11 protein-coding genes are annotated in these 18,589 nt (G+C 32.0%); 6 read left to right on the top strand and 5 right to left on the bottom strand.

All coding sequences use genetic code 11. The annotated features are described in order from the left end of the window. Positions 1-45 precede the first annotated feature (45 nt). Entirely contained in the window at positions 46-2,457 is a 2,412-nt protein-coding gene (locus D1815_RS03600) for a zinc-dependent metalloprotease (protein ID WP_118385941.1), read from the bottom strand. A 106-nt stretch (positions 2,458-2,563) separates the two neighbouring features. Here D1815_RS03600 and prfB point away from each other — a divergent pair. Both prfB and arsC read left to right on the top strand, forming a co-directional pair. Beyond that, positions 2,564-3,662, top strand: a protein-coding gene (gene prfB, locus D1815_RS03595; RefSeq protein ID WP_108805411.1) for a peptide chain release factor 2 whose coding sequence is annotated in 2 segments (ribosomal slippage) — positions 2,564-2,626 and positions 2,628-3,662 — 1,098 coding nt in all. Because the reading frame shifts where the segments join, the coding sequence is not laid out codon by codon here. 11 nt (positions 3,663-3,673) lie between these two features. Next, complete coding sequence (arsC, locus tag D1815_RS03590; RefSeq protein ID WP_118385940.1) at positions 3,674-4,015, top strand: arsenate reductase (glutaredoxin); 342 nt, start codon at positions 3,674-3,676, stop codon at positions 4,013-4,015. 64 nt (positions 4,016-4,079) lie between these two features. Here the strand turns inward: arsC and D1815_RS03585 are convergent, their stop codons facing one another. Together D1815_RS03585 and D1815_RS03580 are read right to left on the bottom strand one after the other, a co-directional pair. Continuing rightward, the gene (locus tag D1815_RS03585) at positions 4,080-6,710 is read right to left on the bottom strand and encodes a DUF5011 domain-containing protein (RefSeq protein WP_118385939.1); all 2,631 of its coding nucleotides are present in this window, start codon (positions 6,708-6,710) and stop codon (positions 4,080-4,082) included. 55 nt (positions 6,711-6,765) lie between these two features. Continuing rightward, complete coding sequence (locus D1815_RS03580; protein WP_118385938.1) at positions 6,766-7,323, bottom strand: conjugal transfer protein TraO; 558 nt, start codon at positions 7,321-7,323, stop codon at positions 6,766-6,768. 294 nt (positions 7,324-7,617) lie between these two features. On the opposite strand from D1815_RS03580, the gene D1815_RS03575 reads away from it, so the two are divergent. After that, positions 7,618-10,062 carry a TonB-dependent receptor domain-containing protein gene (locus tag D1815_RS03575; RefSeq protein WP_027393667.1) on the top strand — a complete coding sequence of 815 codons (2,445 nt, stop codon included), beginning with the start codon at positions 7,618-7,620 and terminating at the stop codon, positions 10,060-10,062. A gap of 120 nt (positions 10,063-10,182) precedes the next feature. On the opposite strand, the gene D1815_RS23545 is transcribed toward D1815_RS03575, so the two are convergent. Then, entirely contained in the window at positions 10,183-10,359 is a 177-nt protein-coding gene (locus D1815_RS23545; protein WP_091412127.1) for a hypothetical protein, read from the bottom strand. Positions 10,360-10,543: 184 nt separating this feature from the next. On the opposite strand from D1815_RS23545, the gene fumC reads away from it, so the two are divergent. Both fumC and D1815_RS03565 read left to right on the top strand, forming a co-directional pair. Beyond that, positions 10,544-11,941 carry a class II fumarate hydratase gene (gene fumC / locus D1815_RS03570; protein WP_118385937.1) on the top strand — a complete coding sequence of 466 codons (1,398 nt, stop codon included), beginning with the start codon at positions 10,544-10,546 and terminating at the stop codon, positions 11,939-11,941. A gap of 162 nt (positions 11,942-12,103) precedes the next feature. After that, positions 12,104-13,279, top strand: a complete 1,176-nt coding sequence (locus D1815_RS03565; protein WP_118385936.1) for a PHB depolymerase family esterase — start codon at positions 12,104-12,106, stop codon at positions 13,277-13,279. A 25-nt stretch (positions 13,280-13,304) separates the two neighbouring features. On the opposite strand, the gene D1815_RS03560 is transcribed toward D1815_RS03565, so the two are convergent. Next, positions 13,305-14,750 carry a tetratricopeptide repeat protein gene (locus D1815_RS03560; RefSeq protein WP_162897337.1) on the bottom strand — a complete coding sequence of 482 codons (1,446 nt, stop codon included), beginning with the start codon at positions 14,748-14,750 and terminating at the stop codon, positions 13,305-13,307. A 792-nt stretch (positions 14,751-15,542) separates the two neighbouring features. Here D1815_RS03560 and D1815_RS03555 point away from each other — a divergent pair. After that, on the top strand, positions 15,543-18,545 hold the full coding sequence (locus D1815_RS03555) for an Ig-like domain-containing protein (RefSeq protein ID WP_118385934.1): 3,003 nt from the start codon (positions 15,543-15,545) through the stop codon (positions 18,543-18,545). The last annotated feature ends 44 nt before the right edge of the window (positions 18,546-18,589 follow it).

Here is an 18,589-nt window from a genome sequence, read left to right as displayed (position 1 = left end):
ACTACTGTAATTATTTTGTTATTTTATTATTAACACCTGTTTTTTTTAGAAACTACATTGAAAACTTCCAATTGGAGATCCGTCTGGGATTTTTGGTGAAGGTAATGCTTTGAATTTTTCAGGTCTAGAAATAAAATCATCAATTTGCTTTATATAATAATCATTATATATTTTATTTATCCCTTTTTGTTTTTCAGAATTAAGCAAAGTTCTTATTTTCTTTAGAGTTCCAAATGCAACCGCATTCACCTGCGGATAAGTATTCTTACTATTTGTAAGATTCATTAAATGTTTAAGTACATTATTTTTTACAACATACCTAATTTCATTGTGATAATTATTTTTGGATGCAGTTTCAAAAACTGTATTAATAATTTTATCGAACATTTCTTCAGCACCTAAACTATTGGATTCTAAGCTTTTTTGTTGAATCAATCTAGAAATTCTTTCTGGATGTAGCAAAAGTGATAAACTCATATCACTTGCAGTCGAAGCTGCACTCAATGCATCGAATCCAACTCCTGTTTTACTTCCGAAGGATTCTCTGGTACGATTATATCCAAAAGCTCTTGGAGGAAACAACTTTAGTTTATCCTCTGGAATAGCTAATACTTCCGGCGACAAAGTTTTTAATATTTGTTCTAGGGCATCTTTCTGTTCTTTTGCAGAAATAGTTTCTACAATTGTTTGTTGATCTCCTTTGATAGCATAATTATAATTTAGTCCTCCTACTAATTTTACTGCCGCTTCTGTTTGATATCTATGAAAAAAATATAGCGGAACGAATACATCTTCTAAAACCGAATATGGTTCACCAGTTCTTATATTATCTTTAGAAAAGTTATCAATTGCTTTTGCTCTTACTGACAAGAGATTCTCTAATTCAGCAGAAGCATTTTTCCCATTATCCCATAAATGAGCTAAACCATGAGCTCCCCCTTGCGGTCTAGCATCACTATCTGATATAAAACGCAATCCAGAAGCATAAGCATTATCCAAAATTCTATTTAATGTTGATTCTTCATCTGCATCTTCTTTAAATTCAGAATAGCTATATGCCACTGTTACCTTATCCCACGAACCAATTTTAGTATCATAAGCTTCGGAGAAAACTATCTCATCATCATTAATTTTTATCAATGGGTGAGGATAATCCATTACAGAAGCTCTATTACTTGAACTAGCCGCAAAATTATGGGCAAACCCAATAGTATGCCCAACCTCATGAGCAGATAACTGTCTAATTCTAGCCAAAGCCATTTCTAACATTGGTTGATAATTATTATCTCCGTTCGCATAAGGTTTATTAGATAGCGCCTGAGCGATCAAAAAATCCTGACGAATTCTTAAACTACCTAAACTTACGTGACCTTTCAATATCTCTCCAGTTCTAGGATCTACTACACTTGCTCCATAACTCCATCCTCTAGTAGACCTATGCACCCATTGAATCACGTTATACCTTAAATCCATTGGGTCGGCATCTTCGGGAAGCATTTTTACCTGAAAAGCATCTTTAAAACCAATCGATTCATACGCTTGATTCCACCATCTAGCACCTTCCAACAAAGCAGATCTTACTGGTTCCGGAGTTCCTGGGTCCAAATAATAAACAATAGGTTCTTTTGCTTCACTAATTGGTAATTCAGGATTTTTTTTCTCTAACCTATGTCTTCTAATATATCTTTTAACTATTGGTTCTTGTATTGGAGTTGCATAATCTAAATAGGATATAGACAATGCACCACTCCTTGGATCAAATTTGCGTTTCTTATAATTATTATCAGGTAATTCTACAAAAGAATGATGTTGTGTTACCGTAAGTAATTTTGAGTCCGGTGCTACTGACCAAATATTACCTCTTTTTGGGGATCCTTTATAAGTTATCAATGCCTCAAACTCTACATTTTTAGGAAAACCTTTAGTTCTTTCTAGACTTAATGCACTTTTGGTTTTATCTATGCTATAAGAGCCTTCATTTTGACTTTTCAATCGATTTACAATCCCATGCGTATCTTGCAATAAAAAAGGTGTTAAATTAATAATATAACTATCCCCTTTTTTTTCTTTTATCGGAAAACCAAACAAAACCGATTTCGCAAATGCTTGCTCAACACTTTTTTTCTCTAACTTATTTTCTGTAATTGCTCGGTATCTTTGATTAGGCTGTACCAATAATAGTTTGTTTCCTGCCTTTTTAAACTTTACTATAACCCCATCTCCTATCTGCCCTCTATCTAAACCAATATCATTAGATCCTAAACCAGTAGCAAGTGAATGAACATACAAAAAATCAGAATCCAATTTATTTACCTCTAAGTATATTTCATCCTTACTTTGATTATAGTAAAAATTAAAATAACCCTTAAACGGTTTCAAATCTTTTTGTTTTTCTAAAAATTGTCCGGAGAGAAAGTGACTAACTACTAAAAACAAGCAGGTGATATTTATTTTCATTGAAAATGATTTATGTGATTTGCAAAAGCATTAAAACTATAAAATAATAGTAAAATTATTTCCTACTGAAGTGTTAAATCCTATTTTTGTCAAAAATAATTAAAATATGATTAATACTGAGACTTTACAGGATCTTAGGGAGCGCCTGGTTGCGTTAAGGAGGTATCTTTGACATTGATGCCAAATTAATAGAAATAGCTAACGAAGAAGAAAAAACATATGCTCCTAATTTTTGGGATAATGCTCAAGAAGCAGAAAAGCTAATGCGAGCATTAAATGCTGAAAAAAAATGGGTCTCTGAGTACGAAAAGAGCGTTACTCTTGTTGACGACTTAGAAATACTATACGAGTTTTATAAAGAAGGGGATGCTACTGAAACAGAAGTTAATGAACGTCATTCCTTAGCTTTAGATCTTATAGAAAATCTTGAGTTTAAGAACATGTTAAGTGAAGAGGGAGACAATATGAGTGCTGTTCTTCAGATTACAGCTGGTGCAGGAGGGACAGAAAGTTGCGATTGGGCTAGCATGCTTATGCGAATGTATATGATGTGGGCAGAAAAGCAGGGTTACAAAATTAGAGAACTTAACTACCAAGGTGGAGATGTTGCTGGAATTAAAACTGTAACATTAGAAATTGAAGGAGAGTATTCTTTTGGTTGGTTAAAAGGTGAAAATGGAGTACATCGTTTAGTACGAATTTCTCCTTTTGATAGTAATGCCAAAAGACATACCTCGTTTGCCTCTATATATGTATATCCATTAGCAGATGACACAATTGAAATTGACATTAACCCTGCCGATTATGAAATCATAACATCTAGATCAAGTGGTGCTGGAGGACAAAATGTAAATAAAGTAGAAACAAAAGTACAGCTTACGCATTTTCCTACCGGAATTCAGATATCCTGTTCAGATACCAGATCACAGCAAGAAAATAGGTTAAAAGCATTACAAATGCTTAAATCACAACTTTTTGAACTTGAACTCAAAAAACAACAAGCACAACGTGATGAAATTGAAGCTTCTAAAATGAAAATTGAATGGGGATCTCAAATTCGTAATTATGTTATGCATCCTTATAAACTAGTTAAAGATGTAAGAACTGCAGAAGAAACTGGGAATGTAGATGCAGTAATGGATGGTAATATTGACGCTTTCTTAAAAGCATATCTTATGATGATGGGGCAAAAAAATGAAGACTAAAAATTAAAATTATGACAACAATTTATCATAATCCAAGATGTAGTAAATCTAGACAATGTCTTGCAATACTTGAGGAAAAAAAAGAAGATCTAGAAATTATCAAATATTTAGAAACTCCAATAACTGAAAAAAAGCTTACCGAAATAATAACCCTTTTGGGAATAAAGCCTATTGATTTAGTAAGAAAAAATGAAGCTATTTGGAAACAGGAGTTTAAAAATAAAGACTTGACAGATTCTGAATTAATTCGAATTATGTGCGAGAATCCTAAACTAATTGAAAGACCAATTGTAATAAAAAATAAAAAAGGGATTATTGGGAGACCACCCGAAAATGTAATCCAGATCTTATAAAATAAAAAAAATGCTGAAAACATATGTTTTCAGCATTTTTTTATTGAATCATTCAACTATATCATTATTGAGGTATTTCATTTCCTGGCCCCATGTTTTCATTAAATGTTTCTCCAGCTACCTGAATACTAAAACTGGTTCCACTATTTATACTTGTTCCATCTGGAGTATGCGATCCTGTGAAATTTGCTATTCCGTCTGTGGGCATTATAAATGTAAATCCACTTGTTTCATCGCTGCCATCTCCATCAGCATCTAAACACTGAGCTCCGCCAGTTAACCCCCAACAAGTAATTCCAATACCCAAATTAGTATTATTTGTACTTCGAGCTTCTATTACAGCGTTACCACTTCCTGTTCCTCCAGAACTCATCGAAACTTCTACCGTTGCTCCTGCCGGCGCAGTAAGAACACCTGTTAATCTATTAAAATTAATATTAGATTCTACTATTATTGTTCTAACTACCTCTGTCGCATTATTTCCTGCTGCATCCTGTACATTATATTCTATTGTATAAGAAGCTGGAATATTTACATTAACATTACCTGTTGTAACTATTTGAGCAGTTATGTTTCCATCAACATTATCCGAAGCAGTTGCTCCAGAATCGGTATAACTACCTCCTTGTAATATTGTAATAGTAGACGCCCCTATCAAAGTAATAACTGGAGGAATATTATCAATAACTCTTACTATTCTTGTAATTGTAGCAGAGTTTCCAGAAAAATCCTCCACACTATAAGTCAATACATAATCTCCCGGTGTATTAACATCTACAATTCCTGAAACGGTAATATCCGCTGTTAAATTACCATCAACATTATCATTTGCATTTGCACCTGGATCATTAAATACATTACCAATATTTACTAGAAAAGGATTAGTACCTTCTAAAGTAATAACTGGACTTGTGTTATCCACAACATTTACGGTTCTCGTTACTTCTGTAGTATTACCAGAAGAATCACTTACACTATATGTGATAACATACCCTCCAAGTGTATTAACATCAACAGTTCCGGAAGTTTGTATCTGATCAGTAATATCACCATCGATATCATCTGAAGCAGTTGCTCCGGGATCACTAAAAACAACTCCAAAACTTAATTCTAAAGGATTATCACCTACAAGAGTAATTACTGGTGGATTATCACTAATAACATTAACCGTTCTTGTTTCCGAAACTTCATTACCAGCAATATCACTAACCGTATAGGTTAACACGTATTCGCCAACAACATTTACGTTAACAGAACCTGTTAAAGTAATACCAGAACTTATATTTCCATCCACATTATCAGTTGCTGTGGCTCCAGGATCGTTAAAAGCATCACCTAACCTAACCACAAAAGGGTTATCCCCAATAATTGTAATTACAGGAGGAATATTATCCACTACATTAACAATACGCTCAACTGAAGTTGTATTTCCTGATGAATCCTCTACACTATATACTAAAGTATATGAACCAGGAACATTTGTATCAACCGAACCAGAAACTGTGATGTTCGCAGAAATATCACCATCAATATCATCACTTGCTGTAGCTCCAGGATCTGTAAACGAATCTCCAATATTAACCGTTATTTCACTAGAACCAATTAATTCTATAACCGGAGGAGTTCCATCAGGGTCTCTGAAATTCAAAATTAAAGATGCTTCTCTTGATACTGTTACAGTATTAGAATTATCAACTCTAAAATCCAAGGTATGCTCACCTTCTGAAGTTCCTATATAAGTTCCAATACTTGCACCAGCTTGAATTGGAATATTATCTCCAGCTTGATAAGTTTCTCCATTATACATTATATTACCTGTATTAGAAGTTCTATAATTCATTACATAACTAGATGTACCTGTAGTTTCTGTAATAACAAAATTTACAACAGCACCTGAGTTTGTTGTATATACCGTATCACTATCTAAAGTTGCGGTAAACGTAAAATCTGGTGTATCTCCAATTTCAATTTGAAGCGTTTTAGTCTTAGAAACACCTAAACTGCTGGTTACAGTAAATTCTATTTCTACCATTCCAACTGTAAGACCCGTAAATTGCCATGAGGTATCACCTACAGGAATTTCTACTAAGGTTTCTGGTTCTATTGATGTACCATCAACACCAATGCTACCTGTCCCCTGTGTACTTATATCTACAGGAGCTTTAAAGACATATTGTACTTCATAAGTAGCTTCGCTAATTTCTGCTATACTTAAATTTAAGTCAATCTCTCCATTTACATATGTACCTTCAGAAGAAGGTACTACATCAAATGTAAAATCAGTATCATTTACATTATATGTTAGTATAAATTCCTCTTCCCTATCTAACCCATCTTTAATTGTAATTGTAACTTTATTCGTACCTATTGATGTTGCAAGATATTCTATGGTATACTCAGGTCCTTCAGGCAAGTCTACAAATTCATTTTCTACTACTTCAATAGTATTTAAAAAATAAGAACCTGTACCCTCTGTTACATTATATTTTATTTGATAATCTCCTGCCTCTATATCTCCAGCACCAACAATTGAAAAACTTGATTCTTCTTTAGTATCAACGAAAGCATCGATATTAGTTTCACTAAACTCAACTTTAAAAAAAACAACTAAATCCTCAGTAATTTCTTTAGTACAAGCAAATACTAAAAATACAAAGGTTAGTCCTGATACTATATATTGTAAAGACTTTTTCATCTCTTATTTATATTATAATTTTAAACAATTTTATTAAAACAAATCTTCTAAATACTTATTTCAATATTAATTTCACTCCAGCACCAAAGTATGGAGTAAGCTCCCCTATTTCACTATTGAAATGATATGTTTCCTGAATTTTTATGTTAATGGCTACCGTAGGAATTAAGAAAATATCCGCATCCAAACCTGCATAAGCTCCGAAAACTACACTACTAGGTTCTATATTTAATTTTTCTCCGGTTTCTAAATCTTCATCACCATTATTAATAACTTCACTACCTACAGTACCTCCTGCTCCTAATGAAAGTGCGAATGTTCTTTTATTATTCCTAAGAACATCAAAAAAGAAACCTGCATTAAATGCGTAAAGGTTTACCGGTATTTCTATCTCATTAAAATCTAAATTTGTAAAGTTGGTTTGGACACCAAATTGTAAATAATCGAATTCATTTACTTTATAATCCAACGTTACTAAACCTCCAAAACCTCCGTCGACATAACCACCTGTTAAAGACAGCGCCATTTTATGACTTTGAGCATACATTGAAATCGAAGAACTAAGAATAAACGCTACTACCAATAGAGACTTATTCGTCAAAAGTTTTTTCATAAACCCTAATTTATTAATTTGTATTACTATCTATTTAGCTTTTTTTTTAGCAAAATTTGTTTACAAAACTAAAAAACCCTAACGTATTTCACACTATAATTATTGCCTCATTATTGTAACTAAATTCGCTCAAATCCCAATAAATATGCAGTATAATCAACTTTTTGTTAAATTAACTTAATTATTATAACTCATAATGCTTTGATTATAAATAATATACATTATTTAACACGTATTTAACCCTTATGCATATAGCCTAATTATATTTTTGGGCACCCAATCAAAACAGAAAGTATGAGAAAATATATTTTAGTGTTATTAGTCGTATTTTTAGGATTTTCGTCTTTTGCGCAACAAAAAGAAGTAAAAGTAACAGGAAAAGTCATTGATAAAGAAACTAATGAACCTTTAGAATATGCAACAATTTCTTTCTTTAGTATTAAAGAGAATAAAATTGTCACAGGTGGAATTACTCAAGCCAATGGTAGTTTTAATATTCAAGTACCAGCAGGAATATACAATATTTCTATAGAATTTATCTCATTCAAAACAGAAACACTACTAAAACAAAGAGTCTTTAAAAACACTGCTCTAGGAACAATTGGTCTAGGACTCGATACTGAAGCTTTAGATGATGTTGTCGTAATCGCAGAGAAAACTACAGTCGAAATAAAACTTGATAAAAAAATATATAATGTTGGTAAAGATCTTACAGTTAGCGGAGGTACTGTAAGTGATGTTTTAGACAACGTTCCCTCTGTTTCCGTTGATGTAGAAGGAAATGTTGCTCTGCGTGGAAATGACAATGTACGGATATTGATTAATGGAAAGCCATCTGGTTTAGTAGGATTAAATAGCACAGATGCTTTAAGACAACTACCCGCAGAATCTATAGAGCGTGTAGAAGTTATAACTTCTCCTTCTGCTCGTTATGATGCCGAAGGGACTGCAGGAATCTTAAACATCATATTAAGACGAAGTAAATTACAAGGATTAAATGGAGCTCTTACATTTAACACTGGCTATCCTTTACAAGCTGGTGTTTCGGGAAATTTAAATTATAGGACAGGAGACTTAAATTTTTTCACGACTTCTGGGTACAATTATCGTGAAGTTCCCGGTAATTCATTATCTGAGACACAATTTTTCAATTTTGATTCTGATACTCAGGTTGATGAACCCGATACTTTTTTAAATGAAAAAAGAGATTTCGACAGAATACGTAAGGGTCTTAACACTAATGTAGGATTAGAATGGTATATAAATGATAGCTCATCCATTACAGGGTCCTTTTTATATCGTTCTAGTGATAATGAAAGTAACACATCTAATTTAATAACAGAACCTGATGCTAATGGTAATATTTTAAGCAGTAACCTGCGTTTTGATCCTGAGGTAGAAGATGACATCACTAAACAATATTCTATTAATTACAACAAAAATTTTAATGACAGTGGTCATAAATTAACTTTTGATTTTCAGATAGAAAACAGTGAAGAAGAGGAAGACTCTAGAATTACTCAACAAAATATTTCTACCATAGAATTGGTAAATACTTTAGAAAAACAAGATCGTATTCTTATCCAATCCGATTACGTATTACCTATAGGAAAGAAAAGTCAATTTGAATTAGGTTATAGAGGAAACTTTAATGAATTAGACACTGAATTCTTGGTTCAATTTGATGATAATGGTATTGTAACAACAGATACTAATTTATCTAACAATCTAATTTTTAAAGAACAAGTAAATGCTGCTTATACTCAATTTGGAAGTAAAGCAGGAAAATTTTCTTACTTACTAGGACTTCGATTAGAAAGCACAAGAATAACTATCGATCAACAAACAAGTGGTGATTTTAATAAAAAAATATATACCGATATATTCCCTACCATAAATTTAGGATATAAATTATCAGAAAAACAGAGTGTAACACTTGGTTATAACCGAAGAATAAGAAGACCTCGATCTAGATTTATCAATCCTTTCCCCTCTAGGTCCAGTGCTACCAACATATTTCAAGGAAATTCGGATCTAAATCCTAGTTATTCCAATGTATTTGATCTTGGGTATTTAAATAGAATGGGAAAACTTACTCTTAATTCATCTATTTATTACAATCGTTCTACCCAAATATTTACTTTTATCGCAGAAGATACTGGTGACACCGCTACTATCGGAGATGGAACTATAGTTCCTATTATTAGAAGAAATCCTATAAATTTATCCAGTTCTGATCGCTATGGATTTGAATTTACCTTAACCTATAATCCTAGCAAGAAATGGAGAATTAATGGTAATTTTAATGCTTTTCAAAACAACATAAAAGGAGATTTTAATGGACAAAATTTTGATGCAGATAATTTTAGTTGGTTTGCACGTTTAAATAATAAGATTACCTTGCCTGCTAAAATAGATTGGCAAACTACTGCCTTTTATGCTGGGCCTAATGAAAATGCTCAAACCAAAAGCGAAGGGTTACTAAGTGTGAATTTGGCATTTAGTAAAGATCTATTTAAAGAAAAAGCTTCCTTAACTTTTAATGTTAGTGATTTATTTAACAGCAGAAAACGCCAAAGTGTATCAACTACCGAAACGTTTGTTACAGATAGCGAATTTCAATGGAGAGAACGAAGCTTTACCATGTCATTTACATATAGATTTAATCAAAAAAAGAAAAGACAACGATCTAGAAATAATTTCAATGGTGGCGGCGAAGAATTCGAAGGAAGGCCATAATCAACTGATCTAAAAACAACTCTAGTATTTATAAATAAAACCAAAATTCAATAAAATTAAAAAGAGGGAAATGATTTAATCATTTCCCTCTTTTTAATATATAACTAAGTCTATTATTATCTAAGCTTCTCCTCTAGCCTTTCTTTTAGCCTCTTGCTTTAATTTAAAGTTTTCAATAGTAGCTCCAAAAATCCAATAAGGAACAACAAATGTTAACAAGAATATCATTAACCAAAATCCAATAGTAAGGATCGTTAAAAATGCTAAGAAACCAAGGTATTGATCAAATTCGAACATAATAGTAATCTAATTTCAATTTTTGCCAAAGATAACAACTCTTCTTTTTATCTCATAGCATTAATATAAATTATTTTTAAAACTAAAACTTAAATCAATTTCCTCTTTAAAAAGTACATTCTTTATTCAGAAAAAGCTCTACAAATTCTTAAATTTGCCGTTCGAAAAACAAATCATCACTGCTATGGAATATAGAATAGAAAAAGATACAATGGGCGAAGTAAAAGTGCCTGCTGATAAACTTTGGGGAGCACAGACGGAACGTTCCAGAAATAATTTTAAAATTGGGGCACCTTCATCAATGCCATTAGAAATTGTATATGGTTTTGCATATCTAAAGAAAGCTGCTGCTTTTACCAATTGTGAATTAGGAGTACTTCCCATAGAAAAAAGGGATCTTATTGCACAAGTATGTGATGAAATTCTAGAAGGAAAACACGATGATCAATTTCCTTTAGTAATATGGCAAACTGGTTCTGGCACGCAGAGTAATATGAATGTCAATGAAGTTATTGCTAATCGTGCGCATCAAATAGCTGGAAAAACAATAGGAGAAGGTGAAAAAACAATTCAGCCAAATGATGACGTAAACAAATCTCAATCTTCTAATGATACTTTTCCAACAGGTATGCATATTGCTGCCTATAAAAAAATTCTAGAAGTTACAATACCTGGTATTACTCAATTAAGAGATACACTTAAAAAGAAATCAGAAATTTATAAAAATGTTGTGAAAATTGGACGTACTCATTTTATGGATGCTACTCCACTTACAATAGGACAAGAATTATCTGGTTATGTTTCTCAATTAGATCATGGACTTAAAGCTCTGGAAAACACATTACCACATTTAGCAGAAATCGCTTTAGGTGGAACTGCTGTTGGTACCGGTTTAAATACTCCTAAGGGTTATGCTAAAAGAGTATCTGAGTTCATTGCTCAGTTTACAGGATTACCATTCATAACTGCAGAAAATAAATTCGAAGCACTAGCAGCTCACGATGCTTTTGTAGAAACACACGGAGCATTAAAACAAATTGCTGTTTCTTTAAATAAAATAGGAAATGATATTCGTATGTTAGCTTCTGGACCAAGAAGTGGAATTGGTGAACTTATCATTCCTGCTAATGAACCTGGAAGCTCTATTATGCCTGGAAAAGTAAATCCTACTCAATGTGAAGCATTAACTATGGTTTGTGCACAGGTTATGGGTAATGATGTAGCTATCAATGTTGGTGGAATGCAAGGGCATTTTGAACTAAATGTTTTTAAACCCGTTATGGCTGCAAACTTATTACAGAGTGCCCAGTTAATAGGTGATTCTTGTGTTTCTTTTGATGTTCATTGTGCGCAAGGAATAGAACCAAATCAAGCGAGGATTACAGAGTTATTGAATAATTCATTAATGTTAGTTACTGCTCTTAACACAAAAATAGGATATTACAAAGCTGCAGAAATTGCTAATACTGCTCACCAAAATGGAACTACTTTAAAACAAGAAGCTGTTGCATTGGGTTATGTTACGGAAGAAGAGTTTGATCAATGGGTTAAACCAGAAGATATGGTTGGTGCACTGAAATAATAAATTTCACATCATAAAATAAAGCCAGATTGTCAATAAAATCTGGCTTTTTTGTTTTTTCTAATTAAAAAAATTAACATCATACTAACTATCGTAAAATATTCGTTATTCTAGAAATCAACTAACTTGTAAATCTAAGTTCACACAAAATCAAAAAATAATATGTTCTCTTTTAAAACCAAAAAAAATAATCTAATTCAAAAAAAAGCCACCAATTTCCTTTTCATATTTGGTTTTTTTATTGGTGGAATTGCTCAACAAACTATAAACAGCACTTTAGAACATGACGGAATAACAAGAGAATACATTTTATATGTTCCCGCATCATATAGTAATGGATCTTCAGCTCCTTTAGTCTTTAATTTTCATGGATACACATCCAACGCTAATGATCAGATGTTTTATGGAGATTTTAGACCTATTGCAGATACAGAAGGTTTCTTAATTGTTCATCCTATGGGTACTGTCGATAACTCCGGAAATACTCATTTTAATGTAGATTGGGGTACTAGTACTATTGATGATGTTGGTTTTACGGAAGCATTAATTGATGAAATATCTTCAAATTACACTATCGATGCTAGTAGAATTTATAGTACCGGAATGTCTAATGGAGGTTTTATGAGTTATAAATTAGCTTGCGAGCTTAGTGAGCGTATTGCAGCTATAGCTTCGGTTACGGGGACAATGAATAAAAACCAACCAAATACTTGTAATCCATCACATCAGATTCCAGTAATGGAAATCCATGGAACATCTGATACAACTGTACCTTATGAAGGAGCAAATTGGATAGAATCTACTCCGGATGTAATGAGTTTCTGGGCAAATTTTAATAATTGCGAAACCTCAGCAGAAATTACTAACCTTCCTGATACTGCTCCCAATGATGGTTCTACTGTAGAATATCAAGTATTTAAAAATGGAGATAATGGAGCACGTGTTGAACATTATAAAATAAATAATGGCGGACACAAATGGCCTGGATCCGTGTTTAATTCTGCTGGAACAAACTATGATATTAACGCTTCTGCGTTAATTTGGGAATTCTTTTCCAGATATGATATAAATGGAGAAATTACTACATTAAGTATTGATGAAGTTAATGGTGATACCAAAACCTTACGTATTCATCCTAATCCTGTAGGCTCTATTATTACAGTAGATCTTAAAATACAGGAACCTTTAGATTATTCTATTTTCACAATTGAAGGAAAACTAACTTCTAAAGGAACTATATCAATTACAAATAATACCATTGATGTTTCTCATCTTGTATCTTCGACGATTTACTTTTTAAATATTGGAAATACTAGTATAAAGATTCAGAAAAAATAAATATCATTTTTTTCTAATCGGCTTACTAAGTACTGTTTAACTGATCTAAATATTCTTTTAGGCTTAAAGATTCTGACACGTTCATTTTCTTCTTAATCCTACTTCGAGAAGTCTTTACTGTATCAGCAGATACGCCAAGAATACTTGCTGTTTCTTTGGTGGTTAAATTAAGTTTTGTGAATATGCAATATTTGATCTCTGTATTTGAAAGCTGAGGATGAGCACTTTTAAGACGAGTAACCATACCTGGGTATCTCGATTCTATTCTATCACTAATAGCAGATAAGTTATCTCCAGACACCATTAAGTCCTTTACTTTCTTTTTTAAAATTTTTGTATTTGGGTCAAATTTATCAAACTTATCAATTTCTTTTTTTATCTCTGCAAACATCTTTTGACGGTTAGCTATTGCGACTAAAGTCATATGCAACTCATTTTCCCTTAATTCAACCTTATCTTCTAAAAGTTGTTTCTCGTTCTTTTTTGTCTCCTTCAATTCTCTATTGACTTTAATATTTTTGAGTAATAAGAAAAAACATAAAACTCCTATTAATGATATAATTGCTACTCCTGTAATTATATTGCTCTGCCTTTTATTTTTTGAAATTAAAAGCTTATTCTCTATATCCAGTTGTTTGTTTAGTAATTCCTCTTCAATAAGTTTAAAACCGATCTCATTATTTTTGATAACAGTTTTATTATTTAATGAAGTTAAACTATCCTTAATAGCATAATATCTATCTTTGTTTTCTTTAGCCTTTTTCCAAAAATTTTCTTTAGAATAAACTTCTGAAAGCTTTAGATAGCTCTCCATGCTTTTCCGGTCATCTTTTTCTCTTTCTATATGCTTTAAAAATAGTATCTCCGATTCTTTCAATCTATTCATACCTAAGTAAATCATACCTAAATAGAAATCTTTGTCCCAATTAAAATCATTATCCACTAAATAATAAACTCTTTCTGCTTCTTCACTTTTATTCATAAGTAAATAAACATCACAAATGCTAATTAAAACATTATTCTTAATAAGATGATGCTGATACGTTTCTGAAATCACCAAACCTTTATTTAACCAGATTAAAGCTTCTTCATATTTTTTTTGTCTCTTTAAATTCAAAGCTATATTTTGATGTAATTGACAATAATGAATAGAACTTTTTTCAAAATCTGGATCCATAAGATTTTGCATATAATAATTGTTAGCTAGCTCATAATCTCCTAACAAACTATAAGTAGAGGCTATATTTATTTGTAATGCACGTAGTATGACATTATGTTTATCATTACCCTGTTTCTTATAATAATTATATGATTTAAGATAAAACTCTAATGATTTTTTATAATTTTTAATTCTACCATATATACTTCCTAATGATAAATAGGAATTGTACAGTTGTTTATCTAAGTTATTTTTTTTGCTGATTCTTATAGAATTATTGATATGGTAAAAAGCACTATCAATTTCATTCAACTTTCTATAATAAAAACTTAGTATTAAATGCATTTTACTAATCCCCCTAGGGTAATCTATTTTAGTACTAGCATCAAGAATATTGTATAACTTTTTTGGTTCATTATAATTTTTATCTAGTACAGATATCAAACTATCAATTTCATTAGTTTTAATGATATTATTTCCTGTTTGTGCAAACGAAAAAGTGGCATAAAAAAACAGAAAGAAAATCACTCTCAATCTTCCACTATCTCCTGTTTTTTTATTTAAATGATATTTCTTTTTGATAGTATGTTAGTTTTCGAATTATCTTTTTATGAAGATATTCCTTGTTCTATATTAATAAAGTAAAAAAGTCATTTTTATTTTCAAAAAAATACCAAAACAAAACTAACAATCAACAATACACTAACGAACAGTATTTTACACACCAAAAAACAATCTTTTGTTTACCTTTTGTCAACCCCAATAAATCATTCTGATTACACAAAATCAACCTTTTAATAATTGATTTTCTTTTAAATACAAATAGTTTTACAATTCAAGTAATTATCTATTATTAAACCCAGAATTAATTTTAGTTAATTTCTTCTACATCATTTAACTATAAAATAATGCCTATGTAAAAAATTTCAAAAGCTTACAAATACAATCTTTTCTCCCTCTAGTATTAAAAAGTATTGAACAATCTGATATAGTTAAACTTAAATAATTGCTATGTTTCTATTCATTTAATATGATTGTTCTTTTCAAAATTCACTAGTCCTTTTCTATAAGGATCTTAACATTAATACTAACGTTTACAAAATCATGAAAAAAACTAATCTCAATAGATATTTCTATCTGTTACTTACCCTAATCTATTTCTCACCTTCAGGATATGCACAAATGATAATGATGTCGGACATTATTCCTGACAATACTGCAACTCATACTTCTATGAAAACTGGAGACTGGAACGACCCAAACACCTGGAATACCGGTTCCGTACCAGGTTTAGCCTCCATTGTAGTTATTAGAATGGGAGATACTATAAATTACAATGTAAATAGTAACGCCCATATATTCGCAATACGTAACGAAGGTACAATGGTTTTTAGAGCCCCAGGAGGCGCTACAAGAAAATTAGTTGTAGACACCTTCTTTTGTGGTATGATGTCTAATTTAGATATTAAAGCAAATCGACCAACAGATGGTACCATTGATATCCATTTTAAAGCGTTTGACATAGAAAAAAAGAAAAGAGGTGAAATCGGAGGAAATGGATGGAATGCACAAGCTAGGAGTCATTATTCTGATGAAAAACGAATGAATGATCATTTTGGAAATCGATTGTTTAGCGATGGTCCAGGTGTATTGGGTAGATATGAATGGGATCCAACACAAGCCACATTAGGTTTGATGACTATGAATGAAGTAACTATTCTTGGACAAGAAAAAACACCATTCCTAAGAACTACAGGACCTACACCTAGAAGAAGAAACAAAACAACTCTTGAAGGCACTCCTACAAATTGGAATATAGGAGATGATGTGGTTTTATCAGGTACTCAAGGTATATTTAGAGTTAGAAATGATGGTATCAGAACACAGGACGAAGAATTCATAATAGAAGCCATCAATGAAGGAACCAATGAAGTAACTTTTAATACACAAACAAGAAATTCGCACCAAGGAATCCCAGAAAAAAATCTTTTTTGTCATTTATCAAACTTAACCCGAAACATTACTTTTAAATCAATAGATTTTACCGATGATAATAATAATGTAAATGATGATATTACTCGCAGAGGCCATACTATGTTTATGCGAACAACAGATGTTAAAATTCATTTTGCAGCCTTCAAGGATCTTGGTAGAAGTAACAAACATAATATACTTGATGATTTTAAATATAGATTAAGAAGAACAGGCAGAGTAGATGAAGATGGAAAACCATTTGTTCAAATAAGAAATTTTGTTGAAGAAAAAGCAGATTCCACAGATATCGAAAATCAAAGGGGACGATATTCGATGCATTTTCATAGAATGAAAGACTCACAAACCAAAATGGCCGAAGCACATGGATTAGCCGTCTGGGGCTCTCCAGGTTGGGGTATGGTACATCATGACAGCCATGCTTCTTTTGCTAATAATGTTGTGTACTTTGTGGATGGATCCGGTATGGTAGCAGAAAGTGGTTCTGAAACGGGAATTTGGGAGAACAATCTGGTTACTACCGCTAGACCAGATGGAAGAAACTATTATTTTGCCGATATGGATAGAGATGCTCCAAGTGCACTTAACTCAATAGTATCAGACCTCCTAGATGATGATTTTAGAATTGGAGAAGCATATGGTTTACAAGGAAGAGCCGTACGAATGATAAATAATGTAGCTGCCTCATCAAGAGAAGCCTACGCTTATGATGGAGGTGGAACGGTTTTAAGCTTAAGAGATAAAGTAAGAACTAATGTGTACCCTGAAGATATATTTCCACTGCAAGAATACATAGATCCTGCAGCTGCACCATTATTAGAATTTAATAACAATGAAGCCTATGGATGTAGTAGTGGATTCAGATCTAAAGATAGAGCTGCTCAAGCATTTCATCACAATTTATCTATCATTGACAACCACACCACTTGGAACACTGGTAGAGCAATGTATATAACCACTAATTTTGGTTATATGGTTCGTAACGCAAATTATTACAATGGGGATAGTGCTGGACTTGTAGGTGGTGATATGGATAATTTATGTTTGGTAAATACTACGTTCCATAATTGGAGAGGTGATGGATTTACAGATGGTCGTGGAACCAATTTTAACCCTGATCATAAATTGAATTTTGTGAATGTACGTATTCCAGGATTCAATAGAAATAGAATTTATGGACAATTGGATCGAAGTAATGAAAATGTATTCAATACTTCTGTATTAGAAGCAAGTGTAGATGTAACCTTTTCACGTGATAGTGATATGGATACTCGAATTGATGTAAATACTAACGACTACACTGTGATAGTGAGCGGAATGATTACAGATAGATTAGGAACATACCCTTTTGGGCATGGATATACAGATAGATTTCCTACTATAAGAAACAGAACATATGACTTTACAAATAAGGAAACTCTAGAAGATTATGTAAGACAATACGGTATTGCAGAAGATTCTAGAGGTACTTACACTACAATCACAGAATTTATATCGGATAGAGCAACCGGAGAAACTTTTGGTATCGATATTAGAATTAACATTATAGGACTTAATGCCGAAGACTATCGAACGGGTGATGAGCCTGAATTAACTGTTCTGCAACCTACGGAAGCAACCACACTATTCGCTGGAGATGATATGATAGTCAGAGCCGAGGCAAATGATCCTGATGGAATAAAAGAAGTCCGATTATATGTTAACGGTGAGCTAATAAGAATAGACACTGAAGCTCCTTATAGTTGGGGAGGTAATTCTTCCTTACAAAATGTTACTGAGGGCCGTTATAGAATTAAGGTAGTTGCCATAGATAATACAGGTCAAAGAACTAAAAAAATTATCGTACTTAATGTATTACCAACAGCATTAAGAGATGCAGGATTTGATAAAGATAATACAGGAGCTATTATGGTTACTCCAAATCCTGCAACTGGATCAAATATTACTATATATCAAAAAGGAAATCTATACCTAAGATTGTATGATATTACTGGAAAAAAAATAATGAAATTAGATGTAAATTCTAATGAATTAAATCTAGATGTATCTGATCTCTCTAGTGGATTGTATATCATAAAGTCTGACAAGATAAGTCGTAAATTTATTGTTAAATAAATTTACCTCTCTTTCCATTAGCTAATTGATAGCGTTTATAATTA

This window comes from Aquimarina sp. AD1 (assembly GCF_003443695.1).
Classification (GTDB): domain Bacteria; phylum Bacteroidota; class Bacteroidia; order Flavobacteriales; family Flavobacteriaceae; genus Aquimarina; species Aquimarina latercula.
This window is presented reverse-complemented; position numbering and strand designations above follow the sequence as displayed.

Excerpts from the sequence above, each read along its gene's own strand:
- D1815_RS03565 (WP_118385936.1), top strand. The coding sequence starts at position 12,104 with ATGTTCTCTTTTAAAACCAAAAAAAATAATCTAATTCAAAAAAAAGCC.
- D1815_RS03555 (WP_118385934.1), top strand. The coding sequence starts at position 15,543 with ATGAAAAAAACTAATCTCAATAGATATTTCTATCTGTTACTTACCCTA.
- D1815_RS03600 (WP_118385941.1), bottom strand. The coding sequence starts at position 2,457 with ATGAAAATAAATATCACCTGCTTGTTTTTAGTAGTTAGTCACTTTCTC.
- fumC (WP_118385937.1), top strand. The coding sequence starts at position 10,544 with ATGGAATATAGAATAGAAAAAGATACAATGGGCGAAGTAAAAGTGCCT.
- D1815_RS03585 (WP_118385939.1), bottom strand. The coding sequence starts at position 6,710 with ATGAAAAAGTCTTTACAATATATAGTATCAGGACTAACCTTTGTATTT.
- D1815_RS23545 (WP_091412127.1), bottom strand. The coding sequence starts at position 10,359 with ATGTTCGAATTTGATCAATACCTTGGTTTCTTAGCATTTTTAACGATC.
- D1815_RS03575 (WP_027393667.1), top strand. The coding sequence starts at position 7,618 with ATGAGAAAATATATTTTAGTGTTATTAGTCGTATTTTTAGGATTTTCG.
- arsC (WP_118385940.1), top strand. The coding sequence starts at position 3,674 with ATGACAACAATTTATCATAATCCAAGATGTAGTAAATCTAGACAATGT.
- D1815_RS03580 (WP_118385938.1), bottom strand. The coding sequence starts at position 7,323 with ATGAAAAAACTTTTGACGAATAAGTCTCTATTGGTAGTAGCGTTTATT.